Source organism: Hoeflea sp. CAU 1731 (genome assembly GCF_039888615.1).
Taxonomy (GTDB): domain Bacteria; phylum Pseudomonadota; class Alphaproteobacteria; order Rhizobiales; family Rhizobiaceae; genus Flavimaribacter.
Window position 1 is genome coordinate 12,587 of sequence record NZ_JBDQQS010000021.1, and the last position, 17,205, is coordinate 29,791.

At 61.7% G+C, this 17,205-nt stretch carries 17 protein-coding genes; 7 read left to right on the plus strand and 10 right to left on the minus strand.

Features of this window, described 5'->3' with window-relative positions; all coding sequences use genetic code 11:
* Positions 1 to 4 precede the first annotated feature (4 nt).
* From AAFN47_RS24405 to AAFN47_RS24415, 3 genes are read right to left on the minus strand one after another with little or no spacing between them, the layout of a single operon-like run.
* Positions 5 to 799, minus strand: coding sequence for a pyrroline-5-carboxylate reductase family protein (locus tag AAFN47_RS24405; protein ID WP_499811884.1), 795 nt, complete (start codon positions 797 to 799; stop codon positions 5 to 7).
* A 50-nt stretch (positions 800 to 849) separates the two neighbouring features.
* Positions 850 to 2,463: a glycerol-3-phosphate dehydrogenase gene (glpD, locus tag AAFN47_RS24410; protein ID WP_499811885.1), complete on the minus strand. Its 1,614-nt coding sequence runs from the start codon at positions 2,461 to 2,463 to the stop codon at positions 850 to 852.
* Positions 2,460 to 3,254: a DeoR/GlpR family DNA-binding transcription regulator gene (locus AAFN47_RS24415; protein WP_499811886.1), complete on the minus strand. Its 795-nt coding sequence runs from the start codon at positions 3,252 to 3,254 to the stop codon at positions 2,460 to 2,462. The genes glpD and AAFN47_RS24415 overlap by 4 nt, the downstream gene beginning before the upstream one ends.
* Positions 3,255 to 3,413: 159 nt before the next feature.
* On the opposite strand from AAFN47_RS24415, the gene AAFN47_RS24420 reads away from it, so the two are divergent.
* The 6 genes from AAFN47_RS24420 to AAFN47_RS24445 all read left to right on the plus strand — a co-directional run bounded on the left by AAFN47_RS24420 (position 3,414) and on the right by AAFN47_RS24445 (position 9,423).
* A complete protein-coding gene (locus AAFN47_RS24420; protein ID WP_499811887.1) occupies positions 3,414 to 5,153 on the plus strand; it encodes an ABC transporter substrate-binding protein in 1,740 nt (579 codons plus the stop codon).
* Between the two features lie 117 nt (positions 5,154 to 5,270).
* Positions 5,271 to 6,344 carry an ABC transporter ATP-binding protein gene (locus AAFN47_RS24425; RefSeq protein ID WP_499811888.1) on the plus strand — a complete coding sequence of 358 codons (1,074 nt, stop codon included), beginning with the start codon at positions 5,271 to 5,273 and terminating at the stop codon, positions 6,342 to 6,344.
* A 4-nt stretch (positions 6,345 to 6,348) separates the two neighbouring features.
* Entirely contained in the window at positions 6,349 to 7,425 is a 1,077-nt protein-coding gene (locus AAFN47_RS24430) for an ABC transporter ATP-binding protein (protein WP_499811889.1), read from the plus strand.
* Positions 7,422 to 8,285, plus strand: a complete 864-nt coding sequence (locus AAFN47_RS24435; protein ID WP_499811890.1) for a carbohydrate ABC transporter permease — start codon at positions 7,422 to 7,424, stop codon at positions 8,283 to 8,285. The genes AAFN47_RS24430 and AAFN47_RS24435 overlap by 4 nt, the downstream gene beginning before the upstream one ends.
* 4 nt (positions 8,286 to 8,289) lie before the next feature.
* Positions 8,290 to 9,090 carry a carbohydrate ABC transporter permease gene (locus AAFN47_RS24440; RefSeq protein ID WP_220230256.1) on the plus strand — a complete coding sequence of 267 codons (801 nt, stop codon included), beginning with the start codon at positions 8,290 to 8,292 and terminating at the stop codon, positions 9,088 to 9,090.
* Between the two features lie 9 nt (positions 9,091 to 9,099).
* Positions 9,100 to 9,423, plus strand: coding sequence for a DUF2160 domain-containing protein (locus AAFN47_RS24445; protein WP_220230255.1), 324 nt, complete (start codon positions 9,100 to 9,102; stop codon positions 9,421 to 9,423).
* A 13-nt stretch (positions 9,424 to 9,436) separates the two neighbouring features.
* Here AAFN47_RS24445 and AAFN47_RS24450 read toward each other — a convergent pair whose 3' ends face one another.
* Positions 9,437 to 10,276 carry a LysR family transcriptional regulator gene (locus AAFN47_RS24450; RefSeq protein WP_499811891.1) on the minus strand — a complete coding sequence of 280 codons (840 nt, stop codon included), beginning with the start codon at positions 10,274 to 10,276 and terminating at the stop codon, positions 9,437 to 9,439.
* A 301-nt stretch (positions 10,277 to 10,577) separates the two neighbouring features.
* The gene (locus AAFN47_RS24455) at positions 10,578 to 11,462 is read right to left on the minus strand and encodes a DMT family transporter (RefSeq protein WP_499811892.1); all 885 of its coding nucleotides are present in this window, start codon (positions 11,460 to 11,462) and stop codon (positions 10,578 to 10,580) included.
* A 299-nt stretch (positions 11,463 to 11,761) separates the two neighbouring features.
* Here AAFN47_RS24455 and AAFN47_RS24460 point away from each other — a divergent pair, with 299 nt between their 5' ends.
* Positions 11,762 to 12,538, plus strand: a complete 777-nt coding sequence (locus AAFN47_RS24460) for an MBL fold metallo-hydrolase (RefSeq protein WP_499811893.1) — start codon at positions 11,762 to 11,764, stop codon at positions 12,536 to 12,538.
* Positions 12,539 to 12,589: 51 nt separating this feature from the next.
* Here the strand turns inward: AAFN47_RS24460 and AAFN47_RS24465 are convergent, their stop codons facing one another.
* The 5 genes from AAFN47_RS24465 to AAFN47_RS24485 are packed head-to-tail and all read right to left on the minus strand — an operon-like array spanning position 12,590 to position 17,187.
* Positions 12,590 to 13,318, minus strand: a complete 729-nt coding sequence (locus tag AAFN47_RS24465; RefSeq protein WP_499811894.1) for an alpha/beta fold hydrolase — start codon at positions 13,316 to 13,318, stop codon at positions 12,590 to 12,592.
* 11 nt (positions 13,319 to 13,329) lie between these two features.
* Positions 13,330 to 14,316, minus strand: a complete 987-nt coding sequence (locus tag AAFN47_RS24470) for an ABC transporter ATP-binding protein (RefSeq protein ID WP_499811895.1) — start codon at positions 14,314 to 14,316, stop codon at positions 13,330 to 13,332.
* Positions 14,313 to 15,359 (minus strand): ABC transporter ATP-binding protein, encoded by a 1,047-nt coding sequence (locus tag AAFN47_RS24475; RefSeq protein ID WP_499811896.1) that lies wholly within the window; start codon positions 15,357 to 15,359, stop codon positions 14,313 to 14,315. The genes AAFN47_RS24470 and AAFN47_RS24475 overlap by 4 nt, the downstream gene beginning before the upstream one ends.
* Positions 15,356 to 16,243, minus strand: coding sequence for an ABC transporter permease (locus AAFN47_RS24480; protein WP_499811897.1), 888 nt, complete (start codon positions 16,241 to 16,243; stop codon positions 15,356 to 15,358). The genes AAFN47_RS24475 and AAFN47_RS24480 overlap by 4 nt, the downstream gene beginning before the upstream one ends.
* A 2-nt stretch (positions 16,244 to 16,245) precedes the next feature.
* On the minus strand, positions 16,246 to 17,187 hold the full coding sequence (locus AAFN47_RS24485; RefSeq protein WP_499811898.1) for an ABC transporter permease: 942 nt from the start codon (positions 17,185 to 17,187) through the stop codon (positions 16,246 to 16,248).
* Positions 17,188 to 17,205: the final 18 nt, after the last annotated feature.

Consider the following 17,205-nt stretch of genomic DNA (forward strand, 5'->3'; position numbering starts at 1 on the left):
GGCGTCAGCCGATCCGGCGGGCCTTTTCGTACGCCGCGTCGAGGCCCTTGGCGATGCACATGTCCAGATCGGTGTCCTGCATCGCCAGAAGGCCGGCGGCGGTCGTGCCGGCATAGTCGATCATTTCCGTCACATGATCCGCCGGCGACATGGGACCGTCCGCCATCATTGCGCCCGCGGCGTGAAACAGTTGCCGAACGGCCCGCTCGGCCGTCTTCGGATCGACGCCTCTTTCAACCGAGTAATCGACCATGCTCGCCGCAAATTGCGCGACGAAGCCGGGCACAGGTCCGGTGACGGCGGTGAACAGATCTATCTGATCCTCGTTCGGGACTTCGTCCGTGGCGCCGACCGCCCCAAACACCGTACAGGCAAGGGACTTGTCGGCGTCCGTGGCCGCATGCGACGCGCACCAGGGCGAAAAGGCCAGCCGCAGGGAAGCGGCCGGGCTGGACATGGCGCGAATGACGCGGTCGGTCCCGGTTTGGTCGATAATGCGCTGAATGGAGACGCCCGCCATTACCGATGAAATGAGGGAATTTCCTGCTTCAAAACGGACGTCGGCGAAATTTGCCGGCGGAACCGACAGGAGTATGAAGTCGGATGCGTCCGCCAGCGCCTGGCTGTCGGTAAACGATCTGACGCCGCCATGCCCGAGTTCGGGCAGCTTGCCGGATCGGCTCGATATCCCAAGCTGATCCGGTTGAATAAGGCCGGAATCGAGCAATCCCCTGGCGATCGCGCCGCCCAGCATGCCGTTTCCGCCGATTATTCCGACCGTGAACTCCGCTTTTGTCATAGCCGTTTTCCCTTGCTGTCCTTGCAAGGAGTAACATGGATACCGGAATATCAGGTCCGAATTTCCTGAAGGTGACGCGCCATGAAGGCCTCCACTGCGGCGATCTCTTCTTCGCTCATGCGAATACCCAGCTTGGTGCGCCGGAAGAGCGCGTCCTGCGCGTTTCTCGCCCACTCGTTTTCAATCAGATAACGAAGCTCGGCCTCGTAAAGCCCGTGACCGAAATCCTGGCCGAGATCGGCGAGGCTCGCGCAACCCGCCAGTACGTGGTCGGCGTCCGTGCCGTAGAAGCGCACGAGGCGAGCGATCACCGGCTTTTCGACGAAGGGAAAACGTTGCGCGGTTTTTCCGACCAGATCGTCGTATCCGTCGACCGGAAAATCACCGCCTGGAAGCGGCGCCTTGCAGGTCCAGGCCTTGCCGCGTTTGCCGAGTGTGTGCTCCACCTCCTGGACGACGGATTCCGAGAGGCGGCGAAAGGTTGTTATCTTGCCGCCGAAGATGTTGATCAGTTTGCCGTCGCCCAGCTTCGGGTCACGGCGAACGACATAGTCCCGCGTCGCCGACTGTGCGGACGACGCGCCGTCGTCATAGAGCGGGCGCACGCCGGAATAGGTCCAAACAACGTCTTCGGCGCGCACAGGCTCCTCGAAATATTCGCTCGCCATACGGCACAGATACGCGGTTTCGCTTTCCGTGATTTCGGGTCGCACGTTCATTCCCGAATGATCGGCGTCCGTGGTTCCGATCAGCGTGAAATCGTCCTGGAAGGGAATTGCGAAAATGATGCGTCCATCTGCGTTCTGGAAGAAATAGCAGCGGTCATGGTCGTATTTGCGTGGCACCACGATATGGCTGCCGCGCACAAGTCGAACATTGTGCGCGTCGTTGCGTCCAAAGACGGATTTCAGCACGTCGTCCACCCAGGGACCGGAGGCGTTGATGATCATGGAAGCGGTGATCGTGCGCACGGCGCCGTGTTCGGTGTCGGACAGCGTGACCGTCCACCGGCCGTCGGCGAATTTCGCGCGGGTGACCCGGTTGTGCGGATTGATTTCCGCCCCCAGCCGCTGCGCGTCGCGCAAATTCAGAATCACCAGCCGGGAATCCTCGACCCAGCCATCGGAATACTCGAACGCCTTGCGGAATTCCGGTTTCAGCGGCTTGCCGGCCTCGTCCGTCGCAAGATCCAGCGCGCGCGTCGGCGGCAGAATGCGGCCTCCGCCCAGATTGTCGTACAGAAACAGGCCGAGCCGGATGAGCCAGTTCGGCCGGCGACCCTTCATCCACGGCATGACAACCGACAGGAGACGCGATGTCGGCGTTTCGCTGTCGAACCGCATATCGTCGTGACAGGGCAGAACGAAGCGCATCGGCCAGCTGATATGCGGCATCGCTGCAAGAAGATTTTCCCGCTCGATCAGCGCTTCGCGCACCAGCCTCAACTCGAAATATTCGAGATAACGCAGGCCGCCGTGGAGCAGCTTGGTCGACGCGGACGACGTCCCGCCTCCGAAATCTCCGGCTTCGCACAGGCAGACCGAAAAGCCGCGACCCGCGGCGTCGCGCGCAATGCCCGCGCCATTGACCCCGCCGCCGATGATCAGCAGGTCGAAATCCGATTGCGGCTGCGCGCCGGCGGCGTCCGTGGCTTGCTCCATCATCCGTAGACCAGTTCCGACTGTGCCGGCTCCGCCACTTTCACCGAGACGCCTGCGACCTTGCACAACTCGGCGATTTCGTCCGGCGGCGGCGCGTCGGTGACGAAATAGTCCATATCCGAGATATGACCGATCTGGACTGGCGCCCGGCGCTCGAACTTGGTCGCGTCTGCGACCAGGATCTTCTTGCGCGCCTGGGCGAGGATCGCCTGGGCGACGCGAACCTCGCGATAGTCGAAATCGAGAAGCGCGCCTTCCTCGTCAATCGCCGAGGCGCCGATGATCGCATAATCCACCTTGAACTGGCGGATCAGATCGATGGCTGCCGCGCCGACGATGCCGCGATCGCTCTTGCGGACCATGCCGCCGGAAATCACCAGTTCCACGCCGGGCGCTTCCGAAAGGATCATCGCCACATTCAGGTTGTTGGTGATGACCATCAGCCCGTCATGACGGGTCAGTGCGCTGGCCACAGCTTCCGTGGTGGTTCCGATATTGAGGATAAGCGAAGCATTGTCGGGGATCAGTTCGGCGACTTTTTCGCCGATCCGAACCTTGCCCCCGGCGGCGATTTCCCGTCGCGACAGGTAGGCGAGGTTGACCGTGTTGGACGGGAAAACGGCGCCGCCATGCACGCGATGGAGAATCTCTCTATCACACAAGTCATTGAGATCCTTGCGAATTGTCTGCGGCGTCACGTCAAACCGGGTCGCCAGAGAATCCACCGTCACCCGGCCTTCGCGCCGGGCTGTCTCGAGAATATCCATTTGTCGGGGTGGTAGTAACGGCTGCATTGTATCTCCTGAGCGACTTTCGGATAATTGCGATATTTTTCGATAATTTCAATAACAGAGTCTATTGACTTTCGTTAATTTTCGCATTTTGGTTGCGTTTGGATGTTTGACGGTTGCGGACGCCCGCGCCGAAAGGTCCAGTTTTAGGGAGGAGCACTTATGAGAAAGTTTCTCATGGCCTCGGCGGCTGCCGTGGCCTTAAACTATTGGGCGTTGCCCGCGCAAGCCGACATGGCCGCTGCGGAAAAATGGGTCAATGACGAATTCCAGCCTTCGGTCCTGTCTGTGGACGAGCAGATGGCCGAAATGGAATGGTTCATGAAAGCGGCCGAACCCTTCGCCGGCATGGAAATCAACGTTTTGTCGGAGGGCATTCCTACTCACGACTACGAATCCAAGGTCCTGACCAAGGCCTTTGAGGAAATCACAGGCATCAAGGTCAACCACCAGATCCTCGGCGAAGGCGAAGTGGTGCAGGCCGTGCAGACGCAGATGCAGACCGGTCGCAACCTCTACGACGCCTACGTCAACGACTCCGATCTGATCGGCACGCATTCCAGGTTGCAACTGGCCGTCAACCTGTCCGACTGGATGATCGGCGACGGCAAGGACGTCACCAATCCCGGCCTCGATCTCGAGGATTTCATGGGCATCAGCTTCACGACCGGCCCGGACGGCGATCTCTACCAGTTGCCCGACCAGCAGTTCGCCAACCTATACTGGTTCCGCAAGGACTGGTTCGACCGGCAGGATCTGAAGGACCAGTTCAAGGCGAAATACGGCTACGATCTCGGCGTTCCGGTCAACTGGTCCGCCTATGAGGACATCGCCGAATTCTTCTCCGAGGACGTCAAGGAAGTCGACGGCGTCACCATCTACGGCCACATGGACTACGGCAAGCGCGCGCCCGACCTCGGCTGGCGCATGACCGACGCCTGGCTGTCGATGGCGGGAACGGGAAGCAAGGGCGAGCCGAACGGCGTGCCGATCGACGAATGGGGCATCCGCATGGAAGCCGGATCCTGCAACCCGCAGGGCGCGAGCGTGTCGCGCGGCGGCGAAACCAACGGCCCCGCCTCCGTCTACGCCATCAGGAAATGGGACGAGTGGCTCCGCAAATACGCGCCTCCCGGCGCCGCGGATTACGACTTCTACCAGTCGCTCCCGGCTCTGGCGCAGGGCAACGTCGCCCAGCAGATCTTCTGGTACACGGCGTTCACGGCCGACATGGTCGCTCCGAAAAGCGACGGCAACAACACGGTGGACGACGACGGAAATCCGCTGTGGCGCATGGCCCCCTCGCCGCATGGTCCCTACTGGAAAGAAGGACAGAAGGTCGGCTACCAGGACGTGGGTTCATGGACGATCCTGAAATCCACGCCGACCGATCGCGCCAAGGCGGCCTGGCTCTACGCTCAGTTCGTCGTCTCCAAGACGGTGGACACCAAGAAGTCGCATGTGGGCCTGACCTTCATCCGCGATTCCACGGTTCGCGGACCGAGCTTCACCGAGCGCGCTCCGAAGCTGGGCGGGTTGGTCGAGTTCTACCGCTCTCCTGACCGGGTGCGCTGGTCGCCGACCGGCATCAACGTGCCTGACTATCCGAAACTCGCCCAGATCTGGTGGCAGCAGATCGGCGACGTGAACTCCGGCGCCTTCACGCCGCAGGAAGCCATGGACCGTCTCGCCGAGGAAATGGACATCACCATGGCCCGCATGCAGCGCGCCGACGAGCAGGGCAACGTCTATGGCGGCTGCGGACCGCGGCTCAACGAGCCGAAGGATCCGTCCGAATGGCTCGGCAAGCCGGATGGCCCGAAGGCCAAGCTGGAGAACGAGAAGCCGCAGGGCGAAACAGTCAGCTACGACGAGCTCGTCGAACGCTGGAAAGAGCAGTAGTTACCCCTCATCCGGTAATTGCGCGCACGGGTCCGGCGTCTCCTCCCTTTGGATCGCGCCGGGCCCGCATTTTGCAGAGGATCATTCTGGTGCGGAAGCGTTGGATGCGAGGCGTGTATGACGCTTGAGTTGCGAAACGTATCGAAACGGGTCGCCGGCGAGGACTGGATCTACCCGATCGATCTCGTCCTGGAGAGCGGTCGCTTCAACATGCTGCTCGGCACCACGCTCGCCGGCAAGACCACCCTCATGCATCTGATGGCCGGACTGGAAAAGCCGACGGAGGGCGAGATCTGGTTCAAGGGCGCCGACGTGACCGGCGTGCCGGTGCAGGCCCGCAACGTCTCGATGGTCTACCAGCAATTCATCAATTATCCGAACATGAGCGTTTTCGACAATATCGCCTCGCCGCTCAGGGTCGCCCGCGAAAGCCGCGACGAGGTCAAGCGGCGCGTGGGCGAGATGGCGGAACTGCTGAGAATCTCGGCGATGCTCGATCGCCGTCCGTCGGAACTCTCGGGCGGTCAGCAGCAGCGCACCGCCATGGCCAGGGCGCTCGTCAAGGATTCCGAACTGATCCTGCTCGACGAACCGCTCGCCAATCTCGATTTCAAGCTGCGCGAGGAACTGCGCGACGAGCTGCCGAGGATCTTCGCCAACCGCGACTGCGTGATCGTCTATGCGACCACGGAGCCCTCGGAAGCCCTGCTGCTCGGCGGGTTCACCGCAGCGCTCGACAAGGGCCGCCTCGTCGATTCGGGGCCAACTGGCTCGATCTATCGCCATCCGGCCAACATCACCAGCGCCAGGGTGTTCTCGGAACCGCCGATGAACACGGCCAGGGTGACGAAGAGCGGCGAGCGCGTGACCTGGACGGATGGGGTTAACTGGCCGGTGAGCAGCGACTTGCCCGACGGGGATTACACGTTCGGCATCCGTCCGCACTACGTCCTGCCCTTCCGCAAGACCGAAAACGCCGTGCCGATCGAAGGACAGATCGTCGTCGCCGAACTGAGCGGATCGGAGAGCATGATCCATTTCGAAGCCTTCGGGAACGACTGGGTTTCGCTCTCTCACGGCGTCCACCCGTTCGAAACAGGCGCGACAGCGACGCTTTACGCCGAACCCGAACACGGCATGTATTTCGACGCTGACGGCCGGCTCGTCGGCGCAACCGGGCTGGCGGGCTGAGATCATGGCGCGCATCCGACTTGCCAACCTGGCCCACAGCTACCGGCCCGACCCCGTGTCGGACGCCGACTGGGCGCTGAAGGAACTCAATCTTGAATGGGACGACGGCGGCGCCTACGCCCTTCTCGGTCCATCGGGATGCGGCAAAACCACCCTCCTCAACATCATTTCGGGATTGCTGACGCCGACGCATGGCAGCGTGCTTTTCGGCGACGAGGATGTGACGCAATTGCCGACCGAAAAAAGGCATATCGCGCAGGTCTTCCAGTTTCCCGTCGTCTACGACACGATGACGGTCTACGACAATCTGGCCTTCCCGCTGCGCAACCGCCGTGTCGACGAGGCGACGGTGCGCGCAAAGGTCGCCGAGATCGCCGAGATGACAGATCTGACCTCGATGCTGGACCGGCGCGCCTCGGGCCTGACGGCGGACGGCAAGCAGAAGATATCGCTGGGGCGCGGCCTCGTGCGCACCGACGTCAACGCGATCCTGTTCGACGAGCCGCTGACAGTCATCGATCCGCATCTGAAATTCCAGCTGCGCTCCAAGCTGAAGGAGCTGCACAATCGCATCGCGAACACGATGATCTACGTGACGCACGACCAGACGGAAGCGCTGACCTTCGCAGACAAGGTGGTCGTCATGAATGTCGGCGAGGTGGTGCAGATCGGCACACCGGAGGAACTGTTCGAAACGCCGCAGCACGTCTTCGTGGGGCACTTCATCGGCTCGCCCGGAATGAACGTCATCCCGTGCGACGTGAAGAACGGCGCCGCCTTTATCGACGGCGTGCGCGTTGCGACCGCCAACGCGGCCGACGCGGCGGTCACGAATGGCGAACTCGGCGTGCGGCCGGAATTCGTCACGTTCTCGGATGACGGCCTGGAGGCGAAAGTGGTCAAGGTGTCGGACGCCGGGCGGTTCTCGATCGTCGAGACGGTGTGTCATGGCAAACCTGTCAAGCTGGTGGCGCCGGAAGGCGCGCCCATCCCCTCGGAAACGACCAGGCTGGCCTTCAAGCCAGACAACACACGCATCTATGTCGACGGTTGGCTCGCCGGCGCAAGGGGGGCGGCATGAACAAGACCGTCAATCACAAGGCGTGGTTCTTCGTCCTTCCGGTGCTGCTGCTGGTGGCCTTCAACGCCATCGTTCCGCTGATCACCGTCGTCAATTACTCGGTCCAGGAGACCTTCGGCGACAACGTCTTCTTCTGGTCGGGCATCACGTGGTTCGAGGATGTGCTGCAATCGCCGCGTTTCCATGCGGCGCTCGGACGGCAACTGGCCTTCACCTTCACGATCCTCGTGATCGAGGTTCCGCTGGGCGTGGCGATTGCGCTCGCCATGCCGCGCAAGGGGATTTGGGTTTCGGTCTGTCTCGTGCTGATGGCGATGCCGCTGCTGATCCCCTGGAACGTCGTCGGCGCAATGTGGAATATCTTCGCGCTGCCGGAAATCGGACTGCTCGGCAAGACGCTGAATTCGCTGGGTTTCGACTACAATTACACACGCCAGCCCGGGGCCGCCTGGTTCACGCTCGTGATGATGGACGTCTGGCACTGGACCTCGCTGGTCGTGCTGCTCGCCTATGCCGGCCTTGTCTCCATACCGGACGCCTACTACCAGGCGGCGCGCATCGACGGGGCCAGTCCCGTCGCGATCTTCCGCTACATCCAGTTGCCGAAGATGAAACGGGTGCTGACGATCGCAATCCTGCTGCGGTTCATGGACTCCTTCAACATCTATACCGAACCCTCCGTGCTGACCGGCGGCGGCCCCGGAAACTCGACGACGCTGCTCTCGATCGATCTCGTCAAGATCGCGCTCGGGCAGTTCGACCTCGGCCCGGCGGCGGCCATGTCGCTGGTCTATTTCCTGGTGATTCTGCTGATGAGCTGGATCTTCTACACGCTCATGACCCGGAACGAGGAGAATTGACGCGATGAGACGCTTCTCCTGGCTTGTCCCGACGATCTACATCCTGTTTCTGATGCTGCCGATCTACTGGCTGGTCTCGATGTCCTTCAAGACGACCAACGAGATCCTCGGCTCCTTTACGCTGTGGCCGCAGCAATTCACGCTCGCCAACTACCGCGTCATCCTGACCGACCCGACCTGGTACATGGGCTACGTCAATTCTCTGATCTACGTGACGTTGAACACGGTGCTGTCGGTCGGCGCCGCGCTGCCCGCGGCCTACGCTTTCTCGCGTTATCGCTTCCTTGGCGACAAGCATCTGTTTTTCTGGCTTCTGACCAACCGCATGGCCCCGGCGGCGGTGTTCGCCCTGCCCTTCTTTCAGCTCTATTCGGCCGTTGGCCTGTTCGACACCCATCTGGCGGTGGCGCTTGCCCACACGCTCTTCAACATTCCGCTCGCCGTCTGGATCCTGGAGGGCTTCATGTCCGGCGTGCCGAAACAGCTCGACGACACGGCCTATGTCGACGGCTACTCGTTTCCGCGTTTCTTCGTGCGGATCTTCATTCCGACGATCGCGTCCGGGATCGGCGTCGCCGCCTTCTTCTGCTTCATGTTTTCCTGGGTGGAGCTGCTGCTGGCGAAGACGTTGACCGCCGTCGCCGCCAAGCCGATCGCAGCGACCATGACGAAGACGGCGTCCTCATCCGGCTATGAGCTTGGACTGCTGGCGGCGGCCGGAACGCTGACGATCATTCCGGGCGCCATCGTGATCTATTTCGTACGCAATTATATCGCCAAGGGCTTTGCCCTCGGCCGGGTGTAAGGAGCCGTCATGGAAGACGCCGTCATGTTCAGCGTTCAATGGTGGACCGAACCGCTCGGCACCTGGATGGCCTGGACCCGCGCCACCATCGCGTTTTTCCTGTTCGTTTTCGGCTGCATCGCCCTGATGGGCGCGTGGGAATATTTCAGCCCAGGCGGCAATCCGCGCCGCGGCGTGTTCGCGCTGGAGACAACACGCGGCGACCGGCTGTTCATCACCCTGATCGGCTGCGCCTTCATCTTCATCGGCTGGCTCTATTTCTTTGGCGCGCCCCTGTGGTGGCCGCTCGGCGTTTGCGTGCTGTGGGCGCTCTTTGTTTTCAGCCTTGTGTGAGCGACGGGCGCGCTCAACCCTCGTCTCTCGAATCCGTCAAGAGCCCGTGGATCGCGTCGAGCGCCTTCCTGACCGGCGGATCGTGCCGCGCGTCGTGGTGGCACACAAGCCACTCTTCATGGGTAAGTTCGGCGATCGGATCGGAAATCCGCATCAATCCCTGTTCTCCATGGGCCGCGAAACAGGGCATGACGATACGGCCCACGCCCGACAAGGCAAGGTCCAGCGCCAGCCGCGCATCGCTCGCCGTTGTCACGATGTCGTCGGCGTGATTGGCTTTCAGCCACCGGTCCGATGGAGTGGTCGCTGACCCTTGATCAATCGTGACGAAACCGGGCACGTCCGGTCCGGCTGCGTAGACCGCGTGGCGTATGACGTTGGTGCGCCGCCCTGCAAGCCAGGCCTGCTCCGGCCGGCGATTGCGGATCCCGATATCCGCTTCGCGCCGGGCTATGTCTACCGTCGCGTTGGAGGCGAGGAATTCCGGCATCCATTCGTCGTCGCCCGACCAGAACCTCGATATGTTTCTCGCCAGAAAGCGCGAGGTCCACATGCCGGCGGCAATGCGCACGCGCGGCAGGCTGCGCTCTTTAGAGGTCCAGCGGCCCAGCCTGGCCGCGAGCGTCCGCAAGCTCTCCGCTTCGTCGACCAGCAGCCTGCCTTCCGCAGTCAGGCGGTAACCCTTCCTGCCGCGATGAAAGAGCCGCCTGCCGGTTCGCCTTTCCAGTTCGGCCATGCGCCGGCTGAGCGTCGGTACGCTTGATCCGGTCATGCGCGCAGCGCCGGCAAGCCCCGAGGAGTCGGCCACCGCGAGAAACATGAGGACATCGTCAAGACTGAGGTTTTGTTTCATTTCTGAAAACTGAATTTCAAATTCCGTTTCTGTGCATACCTTTACAGCGCCTGTATATTAGCAGGCATCATCCGACATTCTCAATATTGAAAGATATCCTCATGCTTGCAGGTCATGCAATGCGTTGCGTCGCGACGCCCGAAACCGGGAGCCGGACAGAAGCGGACATGATCCGACGACGCATCGAAAGCCGCAAAAGATGGAGAAGAAAGGCGCGGCTGCTGAGGCTGCGCGCGGCCCTGTTCGGAAGGCGCAAGGAAATGAGGTCAGAAGGCAAGACTCAGCCTTCACTTTTTGGTCCTCACACTTTCCGCTTGGCGGCGCTTTTGATGCGTTCGCGATGCAGCGCGAACAGCCCTGCACCGACGATCAGAACGATCCCGCAAAGGACGTTCAGTCGTAGCGCTTCGCCGAACACGAATATCCCGATCGTCGAGGAAAAAACGAGCTGCAGATAGGCGAAGGGCTGGATAGCGGAGGCTTCCGCGGCCTCGTAGGCCCGGATCATGAAATAGTGGCCCGCCATGCCAGTCACGCAGAGGCAAGCGAGAAGCATCCAGTTGAAGAGGCTCATCGGCTCCCAGAAAAACACCCCGATCGCCGTCGCCACCACGGCGCCGACCGTTCCCGTCCAGAAAAAGCTGGTCGCCGTGTCGTCCTTGCGGGCGGCGTAGCGATTGAGCAGCCCGTAGAGCGCGAACATGAAAGCCGCGAGCAGCGGAATGGCCGCATAGGGCGAGAATGCGCCGAAGCCAGGCTTCAGGATGATCAACACGCCGATGAAACCGACGCCGATCGCCGTCCAGCGCCGCCAGCCGACATGTTCGCCCAGCACCGGGCCGGACAGCGCGCCGACAAGCAGTGGATAAATCGCGAAGATGGCGTGGCTTTCGACAAGTCCGAGATAGACGAAGGCCATGACCATGACGATGATTTCCAGCGCCAGAAGGGCGCCGCGCAGGATCTGTATGAGCGGCTGCGACGTGCGCGCGGCCGCCGCTATGGAGCCTTTCTGGCGGCGCGCGATCGCCATCACGAAAAACGCGAAGAACCAGTAGCGGACCATGACGATCATCGGCGTATTGGTCACCTCGGCGAGATGTCGGGACAGACCATCCTGGGAGGCGAATATGAGGGTGGTCGCCACCATCAGCCACATGCCGCGGCGTGTGTCGTTGGTGATCATTTCGGGATCACGCCGAACTGAAGCAAAGAGGAGTGTGTCATGGCGCCATTACGGAAGTCTTTTTCATTTCCGCCAGCCCGGCGGAACAGTATCGAAGGATGCACACATATCGCGGCTGAATGATAATGCAAACAAAACCCGCTTGCCGGTTGGAACAGCCGTGAAGACGCTCGATCGATCCCTACTGTCGGCGCCGGACTTCAAATTCCCGTGAGTATTGACCACGAAAGACCTGTCAGGAGCTGCTGCGGGCCCTATGTGCCGTGTCAGTTCGCACCGGGAAAAGGAGTTATAGCCGAATGCCTGTTACACGCCGCAACCTGATGAAATATGGATCGACGGCCGCCGTCATGATCGGAGCCTCGACAATCCTTCCCTACGCCGCGCTCGCCCGGAGCGGCGCCATGGAAGAGGATATCTTCGACACCGATAATGGCGAGATCGCGATTATTCCGGTCGCCCACGCGTCGTTCGTGATGAAGACCCCCTCGATGGTGATATACAACGATCCGGTCGGCGGCGCAGATACATATTCAGGCATGCCGGCGCCGGATCTGGTCCTGCTCACACACGAGCACGGCGACCACTACAACGTCGAAACACTGCAGGGGATCGTCGCGGAAAATACGCGGATTATCGCCAATCCCGCCGTGTTCGGCATGTTGCCGGAAGACCTGAAATCGAAGGCGAGCGCCATCGCGAATGGCGACAGCACAATGGTGGGCGACATGCCGATCGACGCCATTCCGGCGTACAACATCACCGAGGATCGCCTGAAGTACCATCCACAGGGCCGCGACAACGGTTATGTTCTGACAATCGACGGCGTTCGGGTCTATATCGCCGGCGACACCGAGGACATTCCGGAAATGCGGGCGCTGACCGATATCGACATCGCGTTCGTGCCGATGAACCTCCCCTACACGATGGACGAGGAACAGGCGGCGTCCGCCATCAACGAATTCATGCCAGCCTACGTTTATCCCTACCACTACAGGGATGCGGATATCGACAAGTTCGCCGGCCTCGTCGGCGACGGCGTCGAGGTCAAGCGCGGTCCCTGGTACGAAGCCTGATTTTTCGCCGCTTCCCGTCAATGCAGAGCCGGGCGCGAGCCCGGTTCCTTCCTATCTGGCTAACGACAGGCCTTGCGCCGCGCATTCGGCGAACCATTCTTCCAGGATCGCATTGACCGTTTCCGGTTTTTCAAGCGGTGGACAATGGCCGCAATTATCAAGAATGACGAGGCGCGACCCGGCGATCGCCTGGTGGATTTCCTCCGAGCAGTCAGGCGGCGTAACCTTGTCGTTGTCTCCAACGATAACCAGCGTCGGACAGCGCACGCCGGCAATCACCGGACGGCTGTCGTCACGATCGATGATGGCGTGCTGCTGCGCGCCGTAGGCCTTCACTCCCAGCCGTACGGCGGCGTCCTGCACCGCCTTCAGTCGATCCGGCGGAACGGCGTCGATGTCCTGGCAGCTGAACGCCATGGTCTTGATGTTGGCGGCGAGCATGCCGTCGCGTTCTGCGACCGCAAGATTTTCAAGACGGCGTCGGGTGCTGTCGGGGTTTTCCGGTCTGGCGGAGGTCGCAATGCAGACCAGGCTGGATATCCGGTCCGCCATGTCGGCCAGCATCCGAAAACCGATATAGCCGCCCATCGACCAGACGACCAGATGAAACCGCTCCGGCAGTTGCGGCTCGATCGCCTGCGCCATGGCGTCGATCGTGACGTTGTCGTGATAGCCCGACGGCACCACGACGTTGTATCGATCGCCGAAATGCTCCGTCTGGAAACTCCACGACGGATAGTCGGATTGCAATCCCGGCAGCAGCACCACTGATTCTTTCATCTCAATATTTCTCACGCGACATTCATATTCAGGGAGGATGCGATCGTCTCGGCCTTGTGGCAGGCGACGCGATGTAGGCCGTCAATCGGCCGAAGCTCCGGAACCTTCGAAGCGCACTCGTCTCCGGCGAAGGCGCAGCGGGTGCGGAAATGACAACCGGACGGCGGATCGATGGGGCTGGGCAACTCACCGCTGACGGCGGCGCGCGCATGGCGCTTCGCCGGCGTGGGCTGCGGCACGGCTTCGAGCAGCATGCGCGTATAGGGGTGCTGCGGATTGCGAAACAGGCTTTCCGTACCGCCGATTTCCACGATCCTGCCGAGATACATGACCGCGACGCGGTCGGCGACGTGCGAGACGACCGACAAGTCGTGCGAAATGAAGACCATGGTCAGATCCAGCTGCTGACGCAGACGGCCGATGAGGTTGAGGATCTGCGCCTGTATCGACACGTCGAGGGCCGACACCGGCTCGTCTGCGATGATCAGTCCGGGATTGAGCGCAATCGCCCGCGCTATGCCAATGCGCTGGCACTGGCCGCCGGACAGCTGATGCGGATAACGGTCGAGATGAAAATCGCTGAGGCCGACGAGCACGGCCAGTTCGTCGACGCGCTGCGATGACGCTGCCCCGTAATTCCCGAGTATCTCGCCAATGATCGCGCGCGCTTTCATCCGCGGATTGAGCGACGCCTGCGGGTCCTGGAAAATCATCTGGAAATTGCGGCGCGCCTGCTTGAGAGCCGGGCCGCGCAGCCGGGAATGGTCGACGCCGTCGATCACCACGCGACCGCCTGTCGGAACTTCGAGATGCATGATCAGCTTGGCGAGCGTGGATTTTCCGCAGCCGCTCTCGCCGACAAGTCCCAGCGTCTCTCCCCGGGCGACCTCGAGGTTCACGCCTTCAACCGCATGAACATGACGCACGCCGCCGCCAATCTTCGACGGCTTCAGCGTATAGATCTTGCCGACATTCTCGAGAACAAGATAACCGGTCATGCCCACGCCCTTACAATGTCGTTGTCGCTCATCGCCTGGCGGACTGCGTCCGCGTGGATACAGCGGGTCCAGTGCCCCTGCGCCCGCTCCTGCGCCTGTGGCAGCGGGGCGAGACAGGTTTCGGAGGAAAATTCACAGCGCGGCGCGAAGACGCATCCCTCGATCTTCCGGTCCAGCCGCGGAACGGAGCCCGGAATTTCACGCAGCTCGTCGTGCATGCGGGCGTTGACGCCGGGCAGCGAACGCATCAGGCCGGCGGTGTAGCCATGCGCCGGATCCGCGAAGAGCTTTTCCGTCGGCCCCTGTTCGACGATGCGGCCGGCGTACATCACCATCATCCGGTCGGCGACGCCTGCGACCACTCCGAGATCATGGGTGATGAGAATGACGCTCATGCCGATATCGCGACGCAGGTCGGCGATCAAATCCAGAACCTGGGCCTGGACAGTGACATCCAGAGCCGTCGTCGGTTCGTCGGCAATCAGCAGTTCCGGGTCGCAGGCGAGCGCCATGGCGATCATCACGCGCTGCCGCATCCCGCCGGAGAGTTCATGCGGATAGGCGCGCAGCCGGCTCGCCGCGTCCGGAATGCGCACAAGGTCAAGCATTTCCAGCGCCCGCTTTTCCGCGGCGCCGCGACTGACGCGGCGATGTTTGCGGATCGTTTCGGAAACCTGCATGCCCACAGTATGAACGGGGTTGAGCGAGGTCATCGGATCCTGGAAGATCATGCCGATCCGGTCGCCGCGAATCCGGCGCATCTCCCTTTCACTCGTATGCAACAGGTCCCTGCCCCGCAGCAGCGCAGATCCGCTGGTCACCCGCGCGCCGTGTTTCGGCAAGAGCCCCATGATCGTCATTGCGGTCACGCTCTTGCCGCAACCGGACTCGCCGACGAGGCTGACGATCTCGCCCTCACCGACGGAAAACGAAACGGCGTCGAGCGCGTAGGTCACCTTGTCCCTGTCCGCGAATTCCAGGCTGAGGTTTTCAACCTCTAGAACCATATCGGAGTCGGGAGTGCGTGAGGTCATGTCGTTCATACCGAGCCCCTCACCATCTTGCGGGGATCCAGCGCATCGCTCAGCCGGTCGCCCAGCACGTTGACGACGAGGACCAGAAGCGACAGCAGCACGCCCGGATAGACCATCAGTTCAGGATGAATGCGGAAGAACGAGCGCGCATCGGCCATCATGCCGCCCCAACTCGGCACTTCCGGCGACGTGCCGACGCCGAGAAAACTCAGGACCGCAGAGGTGATGATCGCAGAGGCGCAGGCATAGGTCGCCTGCACGAGCACCGGCCCCAGCGTGTTCGGCAGAATATGACGCCAGACCAGCGGCAATCCGCCCGTGCCGATGGATATCGCCGCCGCGACATAGGGCTGCTGCTGGACGCCCAGAACGACCGATCGCACGAGCCGCACCATGCGAGGAATTTCCGGGATGGAGATTGCGATGATGACCGTGAGAATTCCGGCATCCATGAGGGCTGCGAAGGCGATGGCGAGCAGGATGGCGGGGATCGCCATCATCGCATCCACCAGCCGCATCGCTATGGCGCCGCCGATGCGCGACATTCCGGCGTAGATTCCGATCGCGACGCCGAAAACGGTTGCGATCGCGGCGACCGAAAAGCCGACCAGCAAGGACATGCGAGACCCGTAGACCGCGCGCGCAAACACGTCGCGTCCCAGGTGATCGCGCCCCCAATAGGCGCTTGCCGAAGGGCCGGTCAGCCGCTGCGCCGGATCGATCTTCACCGGGTCGCCTGCGATCAGCGGCGCGAAGACAGCCATAAGTGCGAACAGCAACAGGACGCCGAAGCAGATGGCCGTCGCGGGGTTTGCGGGCAGATAGCTGGCCGCCGCCGAAATCCGGCCGCCATGCCTGCCGCGATTGGCTGAAACCTGGTCGTACACACTCATGATCAGCCTTTTACCCGCGGGTCGAACAACGCGTAGCTCAAATCGATCAGGAGATTGATGAGGATAAGCAACGCGGAGAAGAACAGGATCACGCCCTGCACGACCGGATAGTCCCGGCGGGTGATCGCATCCACCGTCAGGCGGCCGATGCCTGGAATATTGAACACCGACTCGGTCACCACGACGCCGCCGACCAGCGTCGCGAAACCGATGCCGATTACCGTTATGACGGGAATTCCGGCGCATTTCAGCGCATGGACCACGAGGATGCGAAACGTTCCGAGCCCCTTGGCGCGCGCAGTCCGCGTGAAGTTCTCGCTGAGCGCCTCCAGCATCGCCGCGCGGGTGACGCGGGCAATCAGCGCCGCAAAGACCAGCGCCAGCGCGATCGAAGGAAGCGTGACCGAATGCAGCGTCGTCAGCAGGCCGTTGGAGAGCGGCTTGTAACCCTGAACCGGAAACCAGCGTAGACTGACCGCGAAGAAATAGACGAGAAGATAGGCGATCACGAAGACAGGCACCGAAAATCCGAGAACGGCGAAGGCCATGATGCCCCTGTCGATCCAGCCATTGGCGCGCCAGGCGGCGATGACGCCGAGAGGCACGGCGATCGCCACGGTCAGAAACAATGTAACCGCTGCGAGCACGAAGGTCGGCTGGATCCGCTGGGCGATCAGCTGGGTCACGGGCTTGTTGGAATAGATCGATTCACCGAGGTCGAACTGCAAAGCATTGCCGGCCCATATGCCGAATTGGACGATGAGCGGCTCGTCGAGATGCAGCCGTTCGCGGATTTTTTCCACCTGCTGCGGATTTGCGTTGTCGCCGGCCAGAAGCACGGCGGGATCGCCGGGCGTCAAATGAACAAGCGAAAAGATGAAAATCGCGACGAGGATGAAGATGGGGATGGCGGCAAGCAACCTTCCCAAGACGTAACCCAGCATGTCGAACCCTTGGTAGCG